At 66.1% G+C, this 19,935-nt stretch carries 17 protein-coding genes; 11 read left to right on the top strand and 6 right to left on the bottom strand.

The window, feature by feature from the left end:
- Positions 1–90: 90 nt before the first annotated feature.
- Complete coding sequence (locus ABE464_RS06780) at positions 91–2,124, bottom strand: M3 family metallopeptidase (protein ID WP_346471310.1); 2,034 nt, start codon at positions 2,122–2,124, stop codon at positions 91–93.
- A 117-nt stretch (positions 2,125–2,241) separates the two neighbouring features.
- Positions 2,242–3,354, bottom strand: coding sequence for a PLP-dependent cysteine synthase family protein (locus ABE464_RS06775; RefSeq protein WP_346471309.1), 1,113 nt, complete (start codon positions 3,352–3,354; stop codon positions 2,242–2,244).
- A 111-nt stretch (positions 3,355–3,465) separates the two neighbouring features.
- Between ABE464_RS06775 and gloA the strand changes: the two genes are divergently transcribed.
- On the top strand, positions 3,466–3,993 hold the full coding sequence (gene gloA, locus ABE464_RS06770) for a lactoylglutathione lyase (RefSeq protein ID WP_346471308.1): 528 nt from the start codon (positions 3,466–3,468) through the stop codon (positions 3,991–3,993).
- Positions 3,994–4,041: 48 nt separating this feature from the next.
- Here gloA and ABE464_RS06765 read toward each other — a convergent pair whose 3' ends face one another.
- The gene (locus ABE464_RS06765; RefSeq protein ID WP_346471307.1) at positions 4,042–4,404 is read right to left on the bottom strand and encodes a hypothetical protein; all 363 of its coding nucleotides are present in this window, start codon (positions 4,402–4,404) and stop codon (positions 4,042–4,044) included.
- Positions 4,405–4,588: 184 nt separating this feature from the next.
- On the opposite strand from ABE464_RS06765, the gene ABE464_RS06760 reads away from it, so the two are divergent.
- The 3 genes from ABE464_RS06760 (at position 4,589) to ABE464_RS06750 (ending at position 7,852) form a co-directional block, all read left to right on the top strand.
- A complete protein-coding gene (locus ABE464_RS06760; protein WP_346471306.1) occupies positions 4,589–5,023 on the top strand; it encodes a VOC family protein in 435 nt (144 codons plus the stop codon).
- A 74-nt stretch (positions 5,024–5,097) separates the two neighbouring features.
- Complete coding sequence (locus tag ABE464_RS06755) at positions 5,098–6,399, top strand: putative DNA modification/repair radical SAM protein (protein ID WP_070471896.1); 1,302 nt, start codon at positions 5,098–5,100, stop codon at positions 6,397–6,399.
- 1 nt (position 6,400) lies between these two features.
- Positions 6,401–7,852 (top strand): UdgX family uracil-DNA binding protein, encoded by a 1,452-nt coding sequence (locus ABE464_RS06750; protein ID WP_070471895.1) that lies wholly within the window; start codon positions 6,401–6,403, stop codon positions 7,850–7,852.
- Between the two features lie 62 nt (positions 7,853–7,914).
- Here the strand turns inward: ABE464_RS06750 and ABE464_RS06745 are convergent, their stop codons facing one another.
- Together ABE464_RS06745 and glmS are read right to left on the bottom strand one after the other, a co-directional pair.
- Entirely contained in the window at positions 7,915–8,346 is a 432-nt protein-coding gene (locus ABE464_RS06745) for a CBS domain-containing protein (protein ID WP_070471894.1), read from the bottom strand.
- A 383-nt stretch (positions 8,347–8,729) separates the two neighbouring features.
- A complete protein-coding gene (glmS, locus tag ABE464_RS06740) occupies positions 8,730–10,571 on the bottom strand; it encodes a glutamine--fructose-6-phosphate transaminase (isomerizing) (RefSeq protein ID WP_346471305.1) in 1,842 nt (613 codons plus the stop codon).
- A 204-nt stretch (positions 10,572–10,775) separates the two neighbouring features.
- On the opposite strand from glmS, the gene ABE464_RS06735 reads away from it, so the two are divergent.
- From ABE464_RS06735 to ABE464_RS06705, 7 genes are all read left to right on the top strand, one after another.
- Positions 10,776–12,041: an efflux RND transporter periplasmic adaptor subunit gene (locus ABE464_RS06735; RefSeq protein ID WP_123730118.1), complete on the top strand. Its 1,266-nt coding sequence runs from the start codon at positions 10,776–10,778 to the stop codon at positions 12,039–12,041.
- A gap of 43 nt (positions 12,042–12,084) precedes the next feature.
- A complete protein-coding gene (locus ABE464_RS06730) occupies positions 12,085–12,810 on the top strand; it encodes an ABC transporter ATP-binding protein (protein ID WP_123730117.1) in 726 nt (241 codons plus the stop codon).
- An 8-nt stretch (positions 12,811–12,818) separates the two neighbouring features.
- Positions 12,819–14,120: an ABC transporter permease gene (locus ABE464_RS06725; RefSeq protein WP_346471304.1), complete on the top strand. Its 1,302-nt coding sequence runs from the start codon at positions 12,819–12,821 to the stop codon at positions 14,118–14,120.
- 16 nt (positions 14,121–14,136) lie between these two features.
- Positions 14,137–15,357 (top strand): FtsX-like permease family protein, encoded by a 1,221-nt coding sequence (locus ABE464_RS06720; protein ID WP_346471303.1) that lies wholly within the window; start codon positions 14,137–14,139, stop codon positions 15,355–15,357.
- A 1-nt stretch (position 15,358) separates the two neighbouring features.
- The gene (locus ABE464_RS06715) at positions 15,359–15,772 is read left to right on the top strand and encodes a PDZ domain-containing protein (protein WP_346471302.1); all 414 of its coding nucleotides are present in this window, start codon (positions 15,359–15,361) and stop codon (positions 15,770–15,772) included.
- A 79-nt stretch (positions 15,773–15,851) separates the two neighbouring features.
- Complete coding sequence (locus ABE464_RS06710; protein ID WP_346471301.1) at positions 15,852–17,192, top strand: sigma-54 dependent transcriptional regulator; 1,341 nt, start codon at positions 15,852–15,854, stop codon at positions 17,190–17,192.
- Complete coding sequence (locus tag ABE464_RS06705; protein WP_346471300.1) at positions 17,189–18,538, top strand: ATP-binding protein; 1,350 nt, start codon at positions 17,189–17,191, stop codon at positions 18,536–18,538. The genes ABE464_RS06710 and ABE464_RS06705 overlap by 4 nt, the downstream gene beginning before the upstream one ends.
- Before the next feature lie 19 nt (positions 18,539–18,557).
- On the opposite strand, the gene glmU is transcribed toward ABE464_RS06705, so the two are convergent.
- Positions 18,558–19,922: a bifunctional UDP-N-acetylglucosamine diphosphorylase/glucosamine-1-phosphate N-acetyltransferase GlmU gene (gene glmU / locus ABE464_RS06700; RefSeq protein ID WP_346471299.1), complete on the bottom strand. Its 1,365-nt coding sequence runs from the start codon at positions 19,920–19,922 to the stop codon at positions 18,558–18,560.
- Positions 19,923–19,935: the final 13 nt, after the last annotated feature.

The raw sequence follows: 19,935 nt of genomic DNA, 5'->3' as shown, positions 1-19,935 counted from the left end.
GCCGCTGGCCGGCTCTTCACGTTGCATGACACTCCGCCCCTGGCGGCAGGATGCAGAGCCGGCCAGCGGCCGGCACTACCGTAACCAGGATCACACCATGCCGTTGTGCCGCAGCAGCGCGTCCACCGTCGGCGCGCGCCCACGGAACGCGGCGAAGTTCTCTGCCGCACTGCGGCTGCCGCCACGCGAGAGCACTTCATCGCGGAACCGCTGACCGGTTTCGGTCACCTTGTCCGGGGCTTCCTCGAACGCGGCATAGGCATCGGCGCTGAGCACTTCGGCCCACTTGTAGCTGTAGTAGCCCGCCGCATAGCCACCGGCAAAGATGTGGCTGAACTGATTGGGGAAGCGATTCCAGGCCGGCGGCCGGTTGACCGCCACCTCGTCGCGCACACGCTCCAGCAGCGCCTGCACGCTGTCCTGGGTCGGGTCGAAAGCGCTGTGCAGCTGCATGTCGAACAGAGCGAACTCGAGCTGGCGCACGGTGAACATGCCGCTCTGGAAATTGCGTGCGGCCAGCATGCGGTCAAACAGTGCACGCGGCAGCGGCTCGCCGGTAGTTACGTGGGCGGTCATGGCCTGCACGCGGTCCCATTCCCAGCAGAAGTTCTCCATGAACTGGCTCGGCAGTTCCACCGCGTCCCACTCCACGCCGTTGATGCCAGCCACGCCGAGCTCGCCGATGCGGGTCAGCAACTGATGCAGCCCGTGGCCCATTTCATGGAACAGGGTGGTCACGTCGCCATGGCTGAAGGTCGCCGGTTGCCCGGCGGCACCCTTGCCGAAGTTGCAGACCAGGTACACCAGCGGCGTCTGCACGCCGGCGGCGGTCTCGCGGCGGTTGCGGCAATCATCCATCCACGCGCCACCGCGCTTGCCTTCGCGCGCGTACAGATCCAAATAGAACTGGCCCACCAGCGCGCCCTGCGCATCGACCACCCGGAAGAAGCGCACGTCCGGATGCCACACCGGTGCACTGTCCGGCTGCACGTCCAGGCCATACAGGCTGCGGATCACACTGAACAGGCCGTCCAGCACCTTCGGCTCGGTGAAATACTGCTTCACGTCCTGCTCGGAATAGCTGTAGCGCGCCTGCTTCAGCTTCTCCGCCGCGAAGGGCAGGTCCCACGCTTCCAGCTCGGCCATGCCCAGTTCGTCGCGCGCGAATGCCTCCAGCTCGGCGCGATCGCGCTGTGCATACGGCTTGGCACGCGCGGCAAGATCGCGCAGGAAGCCCAGGACCTGCGGCGCATCCTCGGCCATCTTGGTGGCGATCGAATACTCGGCGTAGTTGGCAAAGCCCAGCAGCGCGGCCAGCTCCGCACGCAGCGCCAGCACACGATCGATGTTGCCGCTGTTGTCCAGCGTGGCATCACCGAATTCGGACGCGCGGATCGCATTGGCGCGATACAGCGCCTCGCGCAGCGGGCGATGTTCGGCATACGTCTGCACCGGGATGTAGCACGGCATCTGCAGGGTCAGCTTCCAGCCGGGCAGGCCATCCTTCTCCGCCGCCGCACGCGCGGCGGCGATCACATCGTCCGGCAGGCCGGCCAGCTCGGCGCGGTCTTCCACATGCAACGACCACGCATCGGTGGCATCGAGTACGTTCTGCGAGAACGTTGCCGAAAGCGCGGACAGTTCTTCGCGGATCGCGCTGTACCGCGCCTTGCCAGCATCGTCGAGTTCGGCACCGCCCAGGCGGAAGTCACGCAGGGCGTTCTCCAGCACTTTGCGGCGTGCCGGCTCGTACTGCGCAGCTTCCGGCGCGGCGGCCAAGGCACGGTACTGCTGATAGAGCGCAAGGTTCTGGCCCAGCGCGCTGCCGAAGCGCGTCACCTTGGGCAGAGTGGTGTTGTAGGCCTCACGCAGCGCCGGGGTATTCACCACAGCCTGCAGGTGGCCGACCTGGCCCCACGCGCGCCACAAGCGCTCGGTGGCATCGTCCAGAGGATCGGCGAAGGTTGCCCACGTCACCGGGGTCACGGTCTCGGCGGTCTTCACCGCCGCTTCGGCCTCAGCCAGCAAGGCATCGATCGCCGGGGCGATGTGCTCGGGCTGGATCGCATCGAAACGCGGCAGGCCGGAAAAATCGAGCAGGGGGTTGGTGGGGGTCACAGGCATCTCCAGACAACGGGGCCGCGCAGCGGCATCACCCCACGATATGGCATTGCCCCCCACCCCACACAAGGCCCCGGGGTGCGCCGATGGGCCAGGTTCACGCCAGACCCGGCGCCTCGCTCAGTACAGCGCTTCCAGCGAGACGCAGGGCAGCACCGGCAGCCCCTGCCCCGCCACGGCGGCGGCAAGCAGCGCATCGGCGCCGTCCACATCGATGCCCTGCTTCGGATACCACGCGGGGTTGTAGTAGCTGTGCGCATAGCGCTCGCCGCTGTCGCACAGGATGGTCACGATCGAGCCGCTGCGGCCGGCATCGCGCATCAGTTGCGCGGCCTGCAGCACGCCGATGAAATTGGTGCCGGTGGAGCCGCCGACGCGACGGCCAAGCTGGCGGCTGACATGACGCATCGCGGCCAGGCTCAGCGCGTCGGGCACCTTGACCATCGCATCGACACTGGTCGGGATGAAGCTCGATTCCACCCGCGGCCGGCCGATGCCTTCCACGCGCGAGCCGCCACTGCAGGTCAACTCGCGCCAGGGCTGCCCGGCCAGTGCGGCACAGTAACCGTCGTAGAACACCGACACTTCGGGATCCGCGCACAGGATGCGGGTGTCATGCCGGCGGTAGCTCACGTAGCGGCCCAGCGTGGCGGCGGTGCCGCCGGTACCCGGGCTGCACACGATCCATTCCGGCACCGGATGCGGCTCCTCGGCCATCTGTTTGAAGATCGATTCGGCGATGTTGTTGTTCGCGCGCCAGTCGGTGGCACGCTCGGCGTAGGTGAACTGGTCCATGAAATGGCCACCGGTTTCGCGGGCCAGCGCTTCCGAATCGCAGTTGAGGTCACAGGCGCGCTCCACCAGGTGGCAGCGGCCGCCGTGGAACTCGATCGCCGCGATTTTCTCGGGCGAGGTGGAGGCCGGCATCACCGCGATGAAGGGCAGGCCCAGCAACCGGGCGAAATAGGCTTCGGACACCGCCGTGGAGCCACTGGAGGCTTCGATCACCGGGCGGCCTTCACGCAGCCAGCCGTTGGTCAGCGCGTACAGGAACAGCGAACGCGCCAGACGATGCTTCAGGCTGCCGGTGGGATGGCTGGATTCGTCTTTGAAATACAGGTCGATGCCATCAAACCCCGGCAGGTCCATCGGGATCAGGTGGGTATCGGCCGAACGGTTGAAATCGGCTTCGATCTTGCGGATGGCGGACGCCACCCATTCACGCTGAGACATGATGAACGCTGGTCAGGGAGACACACCATTCTACCCGCCACCCCGCCCGGCCGGGACCGGTAAAATGACGCATCCGCCGCACCGATGCGGCCCTGCCCCCAGGATGCCCCCATGAGCCTCGCCGCCTTCCAGAACCAGCCCGGTGTCGCCGCCCAGCCGCCGGCCGAAACCACCGGTTTCGTGTTCAACCACACCATGCTGCGCGTGAAGGATGCGGCCGCCTCGCTGGATTTCTACACCCGCGTGCTCGGCTTCCGCCTGATCGATCTGCGCCATTTCCCGGAAGCCGACTTCAGCCTGTACTTCCTGGCCCTGCTGCCGGCCGGCACGCAGATTCCCGAGGGTGACGAGGCCCGCCGCGTGTGGATGGCCGGCATCCCCGGCGTGCTGGAGCTGACCCACAACCACGGCACCGACACCCAGGCCGGCGCGGTGTATCACGACGGCAACAGCGACCCGCGTGGCTTCGGCCACATCTGCGTGTCCGTGCCGGACATCCAGGCCGCCTGCAAGCGCTTCGATCAGCTGCACGTTCCCTACCAGAAGCGCCTGGAAGACGGCCGCATGAAGCACCTGGCCTTCATCAAGGACCCGGATGGCTACTGGGTGGAGATCATCTCCAACACCCCGATCGCCTGACCCCTGCCTCTGCACGACGCGCCGGCCGCTACCGGCGCGTCGTGGGCGTCATGGCTGGACCTGGAACTCGAAGGCCGCATGGAACGGCGCCTTCGGTGGCACGAACAGCGTTTTCCCAGCGAACCCTGCATCGACACAGCGTGCGACCGTTTCGTCGCCTTCGCGCCAGGTCCGCAGCACCTTGCCCTGTGCATCCAGTTGCAGCACCACCGTGAACGGCGCCAGCGTCTCCGGCGCGGGGGTCGGCATGCACCGCGCGAAACTCTCACCGCCCACCCGGCTCATGCTGTCCAGCATCTGCGTGTACGCCGCCGGCGCCAGGCTGGCTTCATCACGCTGCGCCAGTGCGCGTACCTGTGCATAACCGGCGTCGCCTGCGACCGCCTGGGCCATCATCACCATCCACAGCATCGTTGCCTCCTCCGCCTGCGCGTTCATGACGCCAGCGCGCAGCGTAGGTCAGCGGGCGGGCCGGCGGAAGGGCCGTGGCCGACAGGTCTCCACGCGTGGTCAGCAAGGTCGACGCAGCGACAAAGCTGCAGGCACCCTCCAGTGGTATATCTGCGCCCCGTCCCACCCACCCAACGGAGCCGGTATGGAAACGATGGAACTTCACCGCGGCCGCCTGATCGACCACCTGCAGCTGGTGGTCAAGGATCTTGCCGCCAGCCGCCGGTTCTACCAGGCCGTGCTCGACACGATCGGCATCCCGATTGCCGGTGAAGGCGACACCTATTTCTGGGCCGATGAGCTGTTCATTTCCACGGCGGACAGTGAAGCCGCGCTGGGCCAACTCACCGGCCGCCATCATCTCGCCTTCCAGGCCCGCGACCGCGCGACCGTGGACGCCTTCCACCAGGCTGCATTGGCCAACGGCGGCAAGGACAATGGTGCGCCGGGCCAACGCCCTTACCATCCGGGGTACTACGCGGCCTTCGCGCTGGATCCGGATGGCAACAATATCGAGGTGGTGTTCCATGGCCCCGCGACGTACAGCGCCGAATCGGTGAAGGTGACCTTCGACGGCTGAGCTGAACTCTGAATTCTTCAGGCATGGGCAGATCCGTCTCACTGGATGAGACCGCGGCCCGGTACGGTCCTTCCATGGAGACGATCCGCAAACTGGCCATCCTTGCCGATGCCGCGAAATACGATGCGTCCTGCGCCTCCAGCGGCGCGGGCAAGCGCGATTCGCGCACGTCCGGTGGCATCGGCAGCACCGAGGGCATGGGCATCTGCCACAGTTACACGCCCGACGGCCGGTGTGTGTCATTGTTGAAAATCCTGCTGACGAACTTCTGCATCTACGACTGCGCGTACTGCGTCAACCGCGTGTCGAGCAACGTGCAGCGGGCGCGCTTCAGCGTGGACGAAGTGGTCGCGCTGACGATGGATTTCTATAAGCGCAATTACATCGAAGGCCTGTTCCTCTCCAGTGGGATCATCCGCAACGCCGACTACACCATGGAGCGGATGGTGGAAGTGGCCCGGGTGCTGCGCGAGGAACACCGGTTCGCCGGATACATCCACCTCAAGACCATTCCCGAAGCATCGCCGGAGCTGCTCGCCGCCGCCGGACGCCATGCTGATCGGTTGTCGATCAACATCGAGCTGCCCACCGAAGCCGGGCTGGCCAGTTTCGCGCCGGAGAAATCCCTGCCGTCGATCCGGGGCGCCATGGGTGAGCTGCGCTGGCAGATCGAGGAAGCCAAGGAGGCGCGCAAGTCCGATCCTCCAGGCGGCAATGCGGTCGCTGCACCGTCACCGGCCCCGCGCGGGCGGCGTGCGCGTGCCCCCCGCTTCGCGCCTGCCGGGCAGAGCACCCAGATGATCGTGGGGGCAGACGGTGCCAGCGACAATCAGATCCTCAGCGCGGCCGACAATCTGTACGGCAACTACCGGATGCGCCGCGTCTACTACTCCGCCTTCAGCCCCATTCCCGACGCCAGCAAGGCGCTGCCCCTGCAGGCTCCGCCGCTGGCACGGGAGCATCGCCTCTACCAGGCCGACTGGCTGCTGCGCTTCTACGGGTACGGTGTGGAGGAAATCACCGATACCACCCAGGGCGGCATGCTGGACCTGGACATCGACCCGAAGATGGCCTGGGCGATCCGCCACCCCGAGCGCTTCCCGGTCGATCTCAATATCGCGCCCAAGGAGCTGCTGCTGCGCGTACCTGGCCTTGGCGTGCGCAACGTCAAGCGGGTGCTGATGGCGCGGCGACATGGACGCCTGCGCGTGGCCGATGTGGCCCGCCTGCGTGCACCGATGAGCAAGCTGCTGCCGTTCGTGCAGTTGGCCGACCATCATCCGCGGCGCGCACTGGATGACCCGGCGGCGCTGCGGGCGCGGCTGGCGCCACCGCCGCGACAGGGCGCATTGTTCCCCGACGCTGCTGCCCACTGACATGTCACGCTGGAGTGTGCGTGTCGACCCGGCGTGGTCGTTGGATGCATGGCGCGCGGCCGCGCGCCTGGCCTTACGCCATGCGGTGCGACCGGATCAGCTGGACTGGCTGCAGGATCAGGGGGCTTCATTGCTTGATGCCCCGCCACTGACCTCACTGGACGATGGCCAAGCGCCACTGGCCGAGCCGCAGATGTATGTCTCCAAAGCGTTTGTCGAGCTGGCCGCCATCTGCCTGTGCCATCGCGATCCGCAACGGATGTCGCTGCTCTACCGCATGCTCTGGCGTATCACCCATGGCGAGCGCAGTCTGCTCTCCAATCCCGCCGATCCTGACGTGCTGCGCGCCATGGCCCTGAGCCAGGCGGTACGTCGCGACTCCCACAAGATGAAGGCCTTCGTCCGCTTTCGTGAGGTACCCGGCGAGCAGGACGCCTTCATTGCCTGGTTCGAACCGGACCACCAGATCGTCGACCGCGTGGCACCGTTTTTCGCGCGTCGCTTCGCCGGCATGCGCTGGGCGATTCTTACACCGTACCGCAGCGTGCACTGGGACGGGCAACACCTGTCGTTCGGTCCGGGCGGCCGCCAGAGCGACGCGCCGGTGGAAGACGCGCGCGAAGAACTGTGGCGCACCTACTACGCCAACATCTTCAACCCGGCGCGGCTCAACACGCGGATGATGCAGCAGGAAATGCCGGCCAAATACTGGAAACACCTGCCCGAAGCATCCTTGCTGCCGCAACTGGTCCGTGATGCCGGTGACCGGGTGCAGGAGATGCACGACCGTGAAGCACAGGCCCCGCGACGGCGTATCCCCGAGGCCATCGCCTCAACCGCGCCAGTGACGGATACCCCACCTGCCACCCTGGATGCCCTGCGCGATGCCGCCGCTGCGTGCCGCCGCTGCCCGCTGTGGGAGCCGGCCACGCAGACCGTGTTCGGCGAAGGCCCGCAGGACGCACGGATCATGCTGGTCGGCGAGCAACCCGGCGACAGCGAAGACCTCAGCGGACACCCGTTCGTTGGCCCCGCCGGACAACTGCTGGATCGCGCCCTGCGCGACCTCGGCATTGATCGCCGCACGCTCTACATGACCAATGCGGTCAAACACTTCCGCTTTGAACGGCGTGGCAAGCGGCGCATCCACAGCAAGCCGCAGATCACCCACATCAACGCCTGCCGGCCGTGGCTGATGGGCGAGATCGAGAACGTGCGACCGCAGGTGATCGTCTGCCTGGGGGCGAGTGCAGCCACCGCGGTGTTCGGCGCCGGGTTCAACCTGATGGCCAACCACGGTCGCTGGCACTCCCTGGAGGACGGCACCCGCGCATTCGCGACGGTGCATCCGTCATGGGTGTTGCGGCAGCCGGCAGGTGAGCCACAGCAGGCAGCCTATCGGCTGCTGCTGTCCGACCTTCAGCAGCTGACCGGCCTTGAAGGCCGGCGTTGATTCTCCAGCGTGGGGTTGCCGGCCGGCGGCCGGCGTTACCCGTCAGCAGGACACGGGCAGTGTCAGTGCGCCGCCATGTAGATGTCCTGCAGCACCGCTTTTTCCAGCTCCAGTTCGCTGAGCAGATTCTTGACGATATCGCCCAGGCTCAGGATGCCGACCAGCTTGGCGTCTTCGGTCACCATCAGATGACGGTGACGCGAGTAGGTCATCAGCGCCATCGCCTGCTTGAGCGTCGCGTCCGGCCCGATCCCTTCCAATCCTGCCGACGGCAGCGTGGAAATCACCCGGCGCCCGGCCTGCGGGCCGTCGTCCGCCAGCGTGCGCACGATGTCCTTCTCGGAAATGATCCTGACCGGCATATCGTCTTTCATCACCACAAGGGCAGCGATCTTGTGCGCGCTCATCTTGTGGGCCGCTGCACCGATGGTGTCTTCCACATCGATGGTCACGATCGTTTCTTTCTTGGATTGCAGGAGTTCGCGGACGTTCATTCTTGTTTCCTGGTGCAGGTTACTGAAGTCGAGAGAGGCGCCTGATTGCAACGAGGTCGGTGGCGATGCACCTGCCTCGGTCACTCGATTCTACGACCGCACCCGGGCCCAGGAGTTTGCAAATCTGGGACGGTTCGTCGTGGAAGCAATGGACGACCCTGAGAATGGCACCGCGAGTAAAACCGTCGCTGAATGCCGCCGCGGGGTGAGACTAAAGTTCCGGTGTAGGCGGCCGTGTAGCGCCACCCCATGGGTGGCTGTTCTTCGCTCCGGCTCCTGCAGCCACCCATGGGGTGGCTCTACAACCGGGTGATTGCACAAAAAAAGGGTGGCCCCGCAGGGCCACCCTCGATACGCGTCAGCCCGCTCGACAGGCGGACACATCACTCCACTGTCACGCTCTTGGCCAAATTGCGCGGCTTGTCCACGTCTGTCCCGCGGGCCAATGCGGTGTGGTACGCCAGCAGCTGCACCGGGATGGTATGCACCACCGCGCTCAGCGCGCCCACATGGCGCGGCGTGCGGATCACGTGTACGCCATCGGACTCGACGAAGTTGCTGTCCTGGTCGGCGAACACGAACAGTTCACCGCCGCGCGCACGCACTTCCTGCATATTGGATTTGACCTTCTCCAACAGGCTGTCGTTCGGCGCGATCACCACCACCGGCATGTCCTCATCCACCAGCGCCAGCGGGCCGTGCTTGAGCTCACCGGCCGGGTACGCCTCGGCGTGGATATAGGTGATCTCCTTGAGCTTGAGCGCGCCTTCCAGCGCGATCGGGTAATGCAGGCCACGCCCCAGGAACAGTGCACTGCTCTTGCGTGCGAAGCGCTCGGCCCATGCGGCGATCTGCGGCTCCATGTTGAGCGCGTGCTGCACACTGCCCGGCAGGAAGCGCAGCTGCTCCAGGTAGTCCGCTTCCTGCGCGGCATCGATGCGGCCGTGCAGTTTGCCCAGCACCACGGTGAGCTGGAACAGCGCGGCCAGCTGAGTGGTGAAGGCCTTGGTCGAGGCAACGCCGATCTCGGCACCGGCGCGGGTGTAGCAGACCAGTTCGCTGGCACGCGGAATCGCGCTCTCGGGCACGTTGCAGATCGACAGCGTGTGCAGATGGCCGAGCGATTTGGCGTACTTGAGCGCTTCCATCGTATCCAGCGTTTCGCCGGACTGGGAAATGGTGACGATCAGATGCTTCGGGTTCGCGTAAGCAGCGCGGTAACGGTACTCGCTGGCGATCTCCACACTGCACGGCAAGCCGGCAATGGCTTCGATCCAGTAACGCGCGGTCAGGCCGGCGTAGTAACTCGTGCCACAGGCGATGATCTGCACGCCTTCGATACCCGACAGCACCGCCTCGGCGTTCTTGCCGAACAGCGTGGCCGGGAAGCCACCAGCGTCGATCGCCGCTTCGATGGTGTCGCCGAGCGCGCGCGGCTGCTCGTGGATTTCCTTCTGCATGAAGTGGCGGTACGGGCCCAGCTCCAGCGACGCCAGCGAGACATCGGACAGGTGCACCTCCCGCACGATCGGCTGGTTGTGCTCGTCGTAGACCTGCACGCCATCGCGGCGGATATCGGCGGTATCACCTTCTTCCAGGAAAATCACGGTGCGGGTGGCCTGGATGATCGCCGAGACGTCGGAGGCGACGAAATTCTCGCCCTCGCCCAGGCCGACCAGCAGCGGGCAGCCCATGCGCGCGCACACGAAGTGGTCCGGCTCGGCGCGGCTCATCACCGCCAGCGCGTAGGCACCGGTCAGCTCCTTGACGGTGCGCTGCAGCGCCGACAGCAGGCTGTCGCCTTCCTTGAGGTGATGGTGCATCAGGTGCGCGATCACTTCGGTATCGGTCTGCGACTCGAAGGTGTAGCCCAGCGCGCGCAGCTTCTCGCGCTGCTCTTCGTGGTTCTCGATGATGCCGTTGTGCACCAGCGCCACGCCGTGGCTGATGTGCGGGTGGGCATTGGCTTCGGTCACGCCACCGTGGGTGGCCCAGCGGGTGTGGCCGATGCCCAGCAGCGACTGGAAGCCTTCGCTCGCAGCGGCCTTCTCCATCTCGGCCACGCGGCCGGTACGGCGCACGCGACGGACACCGGGCTCGGCCGCGGAGGCGTCGATCACGGCAATGCCGGAGGAGTCGTAGCCCCGGTATTCCAGTCGCTTCAATCCTTCGATGAGTACCGGTACCACGTCGCGATGCGCGATCGCTCCCACAATGCCGCACATAGATTCAGATCCCTGCTGGTAAGCCTCGCATTCTAGCGTGGCGGACGCGGACGCTTGGGCGCTGTCCGCTTAACGAAAGTGTCCGGTCCGGTGTCCGCGGACACCCGGACACGCCGCATGATTCGCAAGCCCTTGTTTTCAAAGGGTGAAAAGTTGGCACGAAGTCTGCTTTGTTACTTCACAACCCAACCGCGAACGAGCCCGATGATCCGCGACACTTCCGCCCAGGACCAGACCCTTTCCTCGCACGCCGCGCCCGCACCGTGGAAGCGCTGGCTGTGGCCGGCGGTCGCCGCGCTGGTCGTGCTGCTGGCGATCGGTTTCGCCGCCCGAGCGTGGCTCGGCGCCAGCCGCTCCTTTGACAGCGCCCGTGTCCGCGTCGCCGAAGTCACCCGGGGTGACATGGTCCGCGACATCGCCGCCGACGGCCGCGTGATCGCCGCCAACAATCCGGTGCTGTATGCGATCTCCGCAGGTACCGTGACCCTGAAGGTCGTGGCCGGTGACGTGGTCAAGCAGGGCCAGGAACTGGCCGTGATCGACAGCCCGGAACTGCGCAGCAAACTGGCCCAGGAACAGGCCACGCTGGCCGGCCTGCAGGCCGAGGCCAGCCGCGCCACCCTGGATGCCACCCTCGCCCGCGCCACTGCCCAGAAGGACACCGACCAGGCCGTGATCGAACGCCAGGCCGCAGTGCGCGATCTGGAGCGCTACAAGCGCGGTTTCGATGGTGGCGCGGTGCCGCAGGTCGATGTCGCCAAGGCCGAAGACACGGTCAAGAAAAGCGACATCCAGCTGGAGCACGCCCGCAAGGACGCCATGTTGAAGGCCCAGGGCGCCGATCTGGACGCACGCAACAAGCGCCTGCTGGCTGATCGTCAGCGCGCGGTGGTCACCGAGGTCGAGCGACAGGTCGACGCGCTCACCCTGCGCGCCCCGTTCGATGGCCAGGTTGGCCAGGTGCAGGCCACCCAGCACACCAACGTGGTCGCCAATGCGCCGATCCTGGGCGTGGTCGATCTGTCCCGCTTCGAAATCGAGATCAAGGTGCCGGAGAGCTTCGCCCGCGAGCTGTCGATCGGCATGCCCGCCCAGCTCACCGGCGGCAGCGGCCAGTTCGCCGGTGAGATCTCCGCCGTGTCCCCGGAAGTGGTCGCCGGCGAGGTCAACGCCCGCATCCGCTTCTCCGACAAGCAGCCGCAGGGCCTGCGCCAGAGCCAGCGGATGCAGGCACGCGTGCTGCTTGATACCCGCCGCAACGCACTGAAAATCGAGCGTGGCCCGTTCGTTGAACAGGGCAACGGCTACGCCTATGTCATGGACGGCAGCAGTGCTGTCCGCCGCCCGGTCAAGCTCGGTGTGAGCAGCCTGGGCGAAGTTGAAATTCTCTCTGGCCTGCAACCCGGCGATCGCGTCGTGGTGTCCGGCAGCGATCTGTTCGGCGATGCCGAGCGCGTGTCCATTAACTGATTCATTCCCTTTCGATCTTTCCGACATTCAAAGGAACACAGCCATGCTTGAAATGCGCTCGGTCGCCAAAGTCTTCCGCACCGAACAGGTGGAAACCCATGCCCTGCGGTCGCTGGATCTGCACGTGCGCGAAGGTGAGTTCGTCGCCGTGACCGGTCCGTCCGGTTCGGGCAAGACCACCTTCCTCAACATCGCCGGCCTGCTGGAGACCTTCACCAGCGGCACCTACCTGCTCGATGGCCAGGACGTCAGCCAGCTCGGCGACGACGCGCGCAGCCGGCTGCGCAACCAGAAGATCGGCTTCATCTTCCAGGGCTTCAATCTGATCTCCGACCTCAACCTGTTCGACAACGTCGATGTGCCGCTGCGCTACCGCGGCATGCCGGCGGCAGAGCGCAAGCAGCGCATCGAACATGCGCTGGCCCAGGTGGGCCTGGGCTCGCGCATGAAGCACTACCCGGCCGAGCTGTCGGGCGGTCAGCAGCAGCGCGCCGCGATCGCGCGTGCGCTTGCGGGCAGCCCCCGCCTGCTGCTGGCCGATGAACCGACCGGCAACCTGGACAGCCAGATGGCGCGTGGCGTGATGGAGCTGCTGGAAGAGATCAACGCCAAGGGCACCACCATCGTGATGGTCACCCATGACCCGGAGCTGGCCGCGCGCGCCAAGCGCAATGTGCACATCGTCGATGGCCAGGTCACTGATCTGCTGCGCGATCCGGTGCTCGCCACGCCGCGCCCGTCCGTCGCCGCCGCCATCGCCAACGACTGAGGCCCGCCATGCTCGCCTACTACTTCCGACTGGCCCTGCGCAGCTTCCGGCGCAACAAGGTGCTGACCGCGCTGATGGTGGTCGCCATCGCGCTGGGCATCGGCGCCTCGATGACCACGCTGACCGTGTTCCATGTGTTGTCCGGCGATCCGATCCCGCAGAAGAGCGATCGCCTGTTCGCCGTGCAGGTCGATCCGCGCCCGATGCTGGGCTACCAGCCTGGCGAGGAACCGGAGGAGCAGCTGACCCGCTTTGATGGCGAGGCACTGCTGCGTGAGAAGCATGCCAAGCACCAGGCCTTGATGACCGGTGGTGGCGTGACCATCGAGCCGGACAAGTCCTCGCTGCGTCCGTTCGATACCGATGCACGCTACACCTCCACCGACTTCTTCCCGATGTTCGATACGCCGTTCCAGTATGGCCGTGCCTGGCCGGTGGCCGACGACGACGGGCGCGGCCGCGTGGTGGTCATTTCGCAGGCGCTCAACCAGAAGCTGTTCGATGGCGCCAACAGCGTCGGCAAGCCGCTGCGCATGGACGGACACACCTTCACCGTGGTCGGCGTGCTGGACGAGTGGAATCCGAACCCACACTTCTATGATCTGGAGACCGGCAGATACGGTGGCAGCGAGGACATCTATATCCCCCTCTCCACCGCGCTGGAGCTCAAGCTGGGCCGCAACGGGAACATGAACTGCTGGGACAACTCCGGTGGCGATGAAACGGCGGTCAATGCACCATGCACCTGGATGCAGTACTGGGTGGAACTGGCCTCGCCGGCCGATGCCGCCGACTACCGCGCCTACCTGGAGAACTACTCGGCCCAGCAGAAGTCCGCAGGCCGCTTTGAGCGCGCACCGAATGTGCGCCTGCGCAGCGTCATGGACTGGCTGGACCACAAGCAGGTCGTGCCGGGCGATGTGCGCCTGCAATTGTGGCTGGCGATGGGCTTCCTGCTGGTGTGCCTGATCAACACGGTCGGCCTGCTGCTGGCCAAATTCCTGCGCCGCAGCGGTGAGATCGGCGTGCGTCGCGCGCTCGGTGCCAGCCGTGGGCAGATTTTCCTGCAATCGCTGGTGGAAGCCGGCACGGTGGGTCTGGCCGGTGGCCTGCTCGGCCTGCTGCTGGCCCTGCTCGGCCTGTACGCGGTGCGTCAGCAACCGGTGGACTACGCCAAGCTGGCCACGCTGGATGGGCAGATGCTGCTGATGACTTTCGCGCTCACCCTGGTCGCCAGCCTGCTGGCCGGCTTCCTGCCGGCATTGCGCGCGATGCAGGTCACGCCCGCCATCCAACTCAAATCGCAGTAAGGATCCGGAGCACATCATGGATATCCGTCCCATTTTTTCCACCCTGCGCCGGCACAAGACCGCCGCAGCGCTGATCGTGCTGGAGATCGCACTGACCTGCGCGATCGTCTGCAATGCGCTGTTCCTGATCGGCCAGCGCATCGAGAAGATCAACCAGCCCAGTGGCATCGCCGAAACCGAGCTGATGGAAGTCCGCCTGGGCGGTGTCGGCAAGCAGGTGAACGTGGAAGCACGCACCCGTGAGGACCTGGCCGCACTGCGCAGCGTGCCCGGCGTCAAGAGCGTGGTGACCATCAACCAACTGCCGTTCCGCCGCAACTCGTGGAATTCCAGCCTGTCCCGGGTGCCCGACCAGGAGCGCCCGACCCTGAGTGCATCGCAGTACTTCGTCCGCGAGGGCACGTTGGAGACGCTGGGTCTGAAACTGGTGGCCGGCAGTGATTTCCAGCCCGGCGAGTACCGTGAGTACAGCGAGGTGGTCGCCGACGAGACAGCCGACTCCAAGGGCAGCTCCGTCATCCTGACCCGTTCGGCCGCCGAAAAGCTGTACCCGGGAGGCGATGCACTGGGCAAGACGGTCTACAGCGGCCGCATGCCATTGCGCGTGACCGGCGTGGTCGAAGCGCTCGCGCGCCCGGGCAACGTCGAGGGCGACACGCATCACTCGATGCTGCTGCCGATCCGGATGAGCTATGACATGGGGTTCTACCTGATCCGTGTCACCGATCCCGCTCGCCGCGATGAGGTCCTCAAGGCGGCAGTTGCTGCACTGGAGCGGGTGGATCCCAGCCGCATGGTGCGCGCCAAGCTCACCTACGAACAGGTCCGCCACAAAACGTTCGCCAATGACCGGGCCATGGTCGGCCTGCTGATCACCGTGTGCGTGGCCCTGCTGGTAGTCACCGCGCTGGGCATCGTCGGCCTGGCCAGTTTCTGGGTGCAGCAGCGGACCAAACAGATCGGCATCCGCCGGGCGCTCGGCGCCACCCGCAGCCAGATCCTGCGTTACTTCCAGACCGAGAACTTCCTGTTGGCCTCGGTCGGCATCGTGCTGGGCATGTTGATGGCCTACACGATCAATCTGTGGCTGATGAACAACTACGAGCTGCCGCGCATGCCCATCAGTTACCTGCCGATCGGCGCGGTGCTGTTGTGGCTGCTTGGCCAGATCGCTGTCTTCGGCCCGGCACGTCGTGCCGCCGCCGTTCCACCCGCTGTTGCCACCCGGAGTGCCTGAAATGCGCCAGACCAAGACCAAGATCAAGATGATCCCCCTGTTGTTGTCCCTCCTGCTGGCAGGTGCCCCCGCGCTGGCCGCCACCCAGGCCGACACCTCGCGCTTGGAATGGCGTGATGCCGGCCACCATCTGGTGGTCGATGCCCAGGATGGCATCGTGCGGATCACCACCACCGAGCCGAGCACCTACTTTGGCCTGCGCAGCGGTGACCGGATCATCCGCGTGGGCGACCAGCAGGTGCGCAGGATCGCGGACCTGACCCACACCCTCGGCGGCAACAAGGGCTCCCGTGTGCCCGTCACGGTGCTGCGCAAGGGCAACCAGAAGACCGTCTACGTCGACAGCGCCGCCTGGAGCGAAGCGCTGGCGGTGGAAACCCCGGCCATTCCGCAGGCACCCCGCGCCGGCGGCTGAGGGCAGCCACGCCGGGCCATCTGCCTCTTGGCCCGGCGCTCCGGTACTCTTGATCCCACTTCCGGTCCTACGCTGCCGCATGCCCTCGATCCTGATCATTGACGACAACGCCAGCGTCGGCACCGCACTGAACGTGCTGTTCTCGCTGCACGACATCGACACCCTGCACGCGCTCTCGCCCGAGCAGGGCCTGGCCCTGCTGGAACAGCAGCTGGTGGACCTGGTGATCCAGGACATGAACTTCACCGAAGACACGACCTCCGGCGAAGAAGGCGAAGCGCTGTTCCTGCAGATCCGTGCACGCCACCCGGACCTGCCGGTCATCCTGTTGACCGCCTGGACGCATCTGAGCAGCGCGGTCGATCTGGTCAAGGCCGGCGCCGCCGATTACCTGGCCAAGCCGTGGGACGACCGCAAACTGCTGATCACGGTCAACAACCTGCTGGAACTGTCTGAAACCCGCCGGGAACTTGATCGCCGCCGCGACCGTGAGCAACGCAACCGTTCGGCGCTGGAAGCCCGTTACGACCTGCGCGGCGCCGTTGTCGCCGATGCCGCCAGCGAGCGCGTGGTAAGTCTGGCCTGCCAGGTCGCACGCTCGGCATTGCCGGTGCTGATCACCGGTCCGAATGGGGCGGGCAAGGAGAAGATCGCCGAGATCATCCAGGCCAATTCGCTGGTCGCCAAGGGCCCGTTCGTCGCCCTCAACTGCGGTGCGATTCCCGCCGAGCTGATCGAAGCCGAGCTGTTCGGTGCCGAAGCCGGTGCCTACACCGGCGCCAACAAGGCACGCGAAGGCAAGTTCGAAGCCGCCGATGGCGGCACGCTGTTCCTGGACGAGATCGGCAATCTCTCCTCCAGCGGCCAGATGAAATTGCTGCGCGTGCTCGAGACCGGTCGTTTCGAACGCTTGGGTTCCAACCGCGAGCGGCAGGTCAAAGTGCGCGTCATCAGCGCTACCAATGCCGACCTGCCGGGCATGATCCGCGACGGCCAGTTCCGCGAGGATCTGTATTACCGCCTCAATACCGTCGAGCTGGCGTTGCCACCGCTGGCCGAGCGCCCCGGCGACATTCTGCCGCTGGCCGAGCGCTTCCTGGACAGTGGCAAGCCGCTGTCCACCGCCGCGGCAACCGCGCTGCAGCGACATCCGTGGCCGGGCAACGTACGCGAACTGCGCAATGTGCTGCAACGCGCCGAACTGCTGTCCAACGGCCCGCGCATCGAGGTGGGCGATCTCAACCTGCCGCGCGCCAGCGCGCCCCGAGCCGCCAGCCCGGCAGTGGATCCGGACCGCAGCCGGATCGAGAACGCGCTGGCCCACAACCACGGCATCATCGCGCAGACCGCCGCCGAACTCGGGCTCAGCCGCCAGGCGCTGTACCGGCGCATGGACCGTTACGGCATCCCGCGCGAATGAAGCGGCGTTCGTTCACCTTCCAGTTGTTCCTGCGCCTGCTGCCGGTGCTGGCACTGGCGGCGGCGTTCCCGTGGTACCTCGCATTCTGGCTGGACCACGGCTGGGGCATCACCGTGATCTCGCTGATCGTGCTGTTGTCGCTGATGTGGTGGAGCCTGCGCCGTGCCACCGCGCCGATCCGCTCGCTGCTGCGGGCGCTGTCAGGCACCACCAGCAGCTACCGCGATGGCGAATACAACTTCGGCATCTACTGGCCCGCCAACGACGAGCTGGGCGACCTGGTCCAGGCCCATCGCGAGCTGGGCGATGTGCTGCGGGCGCAGCGTCAGGAACTGGTCCAGCGCGAGCTGCTGCTCGATACCATGGTGCAGAACACGCCGGTGTCGATGTTGCTGCTGGCCCACGGTGGCGACGGTGTGCAGCGGGTGGTGTTTTCCAACCTGGCCGCGCGCAAGCTGCTGCACAACGGCTGGAAGCTGGAGGGCCAGCGCATGCACGATGTCATGGAGACGATGCCCGTTGAGCTGCGCGATGCCATCGCGCGCGGCGGCGACAGTCTGTTCGCGGTGCGCGAAGAGGACGGCGATGAGGACGACGAACAGGTCTACCACCTGTCACGGCGCAACTTCCACCTCAATGGTCGCCCGCATGACTTGTTGTTGATCCGCCTGTTGACAGCGGAACTGCGCCGGCAGGAAGTGCAGACCTGGAAAAAGGTGATCCGGGTGATCAGCCACGAGCTCAACAACTCGCTGGCCCCGATCGCGTCGCTGGCGCACTCCGGTGGCGAGCTGGTGCGACGCGGCAAGGTCGAACGGTTGGAGGAGGTCTTTGCCACCATCGAAGACCGTGCACGTCACCTCGAAGGCTTCATCCGCGGGTATGCGCGGTTCGCCAAACTGCCGCAGCCGCAGTTGCAGACCGTGCAGTGGATTATGTTCCTCACCAGTCTGCAGCACCAGATTCCGTTCCGGATGGCGGAGATTCCAGACGACGTGCACAGCCGGGTGGACATCGCCCAGCTCGGGCAGGCGCTGCTGAACCTGCTCAAGAACGCACACGAAGCCTGCGGTGAGGCCGAACCTCCTAATGATGATGTGGAGGTCCGCCTGACCCGCCTGCCGCAGTGGCTGCGGCTGGAGGTGCTCGATCGTGGCAAGGGCATGAACGAGGCGGTGCTGCAGAACGCGCTGATGCCCTTCTATTCCACCAAGCGCAACGGCACGGGCTTGGGCCTGGCGCTGACCCGCGAGATCGTGGAAGCACACGGTGGCCGCATCGCCCTGCAGAACCGCCGCGAAGGCGGCCTGTGCGTGGCGATCTTCCTGCCGGCGGACGCCCGGTAACGCCGGCCAGCGGCCGGCACTACTTCTTCGTGGGGCGCTTCCAGCCGTCGATGGTCTCCTGGCGGGCACGTGCGACGGTCAGCTTGTCCGCCGGTGCCCCGCGGGTGATCACCGAACCGGCCGCCACCGTGGCACCCTCGCCGATCACCACGGGGGCCACCAGCGAGCTGTTGGAGCCGATGAAGGCGCGATCCCCGATGGTGGTCTGCGACTTGTTGACGCCGTCGTAGTTGCAGGTGATGGTGCCGGCACCGATGTTGACCTTGCTGCCGATCACCGCATCGCCCAGATAGGTGAGGTGGTTGGCCTTGCTGCCCGCACCAAGCACCACCTTTTTGGTCTCGACGAAATTGCCGACGTGCGACCCTTCTGCGAGCACCGTACCGGGACGCAGGCGGGCGAACGGACCGATCTCGGCCGCGCCTTCGCTGATCACGCCGTCCAGATCGCAGTGCGGCTTGACCACGGTACCCGCCGCCAGGGTCACGTCCTTGAGCCGGGTGAACGCCCCGATGCTGACGCCATCGCCCAGTACCACGCGCCCTTCCAGAATCACATTGACGTCGAGCTGCACGTCGCTGCCGACGGTGACCGTGCCACGGATATCCAGCCGCGACGGATCCAGCACGCGTGCGCCCTGCGCGCACAACGCACGCACTTCCCGCAGCTGCCAGGCGCGTTCAAGCTGGGCCAGCTGCCACGGATCGTTGGCACCTTCTGCGTCCTGCGGATCCTGCACGAAGGCCATGTCGGCCGGGGTGTAATCGCTCGCCGCGGCCGCGAAGATGTCGGTCAGGTAGTACTCGCCCTGCGCGTTGGCATTGGAGAGCTGGGACAACCAACGGCGCAGCGCCGTGGATTCGGCGGTGATGATGCCGGTATTGATGGTCCGGATGCTGCGCTGTTCGTCGCTGGCATCCTTCTGCTCGACGATCGCGCCGACCTTGCCTTCGGCATTGCGCACGATGCGGCCATAGCCGGTCGGATCGGCAACCTCGGCCACCAGCACCGCCAGCCGCCCCTGCTGCGACAGCAGGTGACGCAGCGTCTCGCCGCGGATCAGCGGCACATCGCCGTACAGCACCAGGACGGTGGCCGCATCCGGCACCTCCGGCATGGCCTGCAGCACGGCGTGGCCGGTGCCCAGCTGCTGGCTCTGTTCGGCCCAGCGCAGGTCGGGCTGGTCCGTGAACGCCTGCCGCACCGCTTCGCCGCCATGGCCGTACACCACGTGGATTGCTTCGGGCTGCAGCTGGCGCGCGGTGTCGATGACATGGGCGAGCATCGGACGGCCGGCAATCGGCTGCAGCACCTTGGGCAGGGCCGACTTCATGCGCTTGCCGGCACCGGCGGCCAGGATGATCACGTGCAGGGGCTGGGTCATGGGCAGATCGGGT

It is taken from the genome of Stenotrophomonas sp. TWI587 (assembly GCF_039674145.1).
GTDB classification, from domain to species: domain Bacteria; phylum Pseudomonadota; class Gammaproteobacteria; order Xanthomonadales; family Xanthomonadaceae; genus Stenotrophomonas; species Stenotrophomonas maltophilia_AY.
The sequence above is the reverse complement of the archived record's forward strand: the minus strand, read 5'-3'. Positions and strand labels throughout refer to the sequence as shown.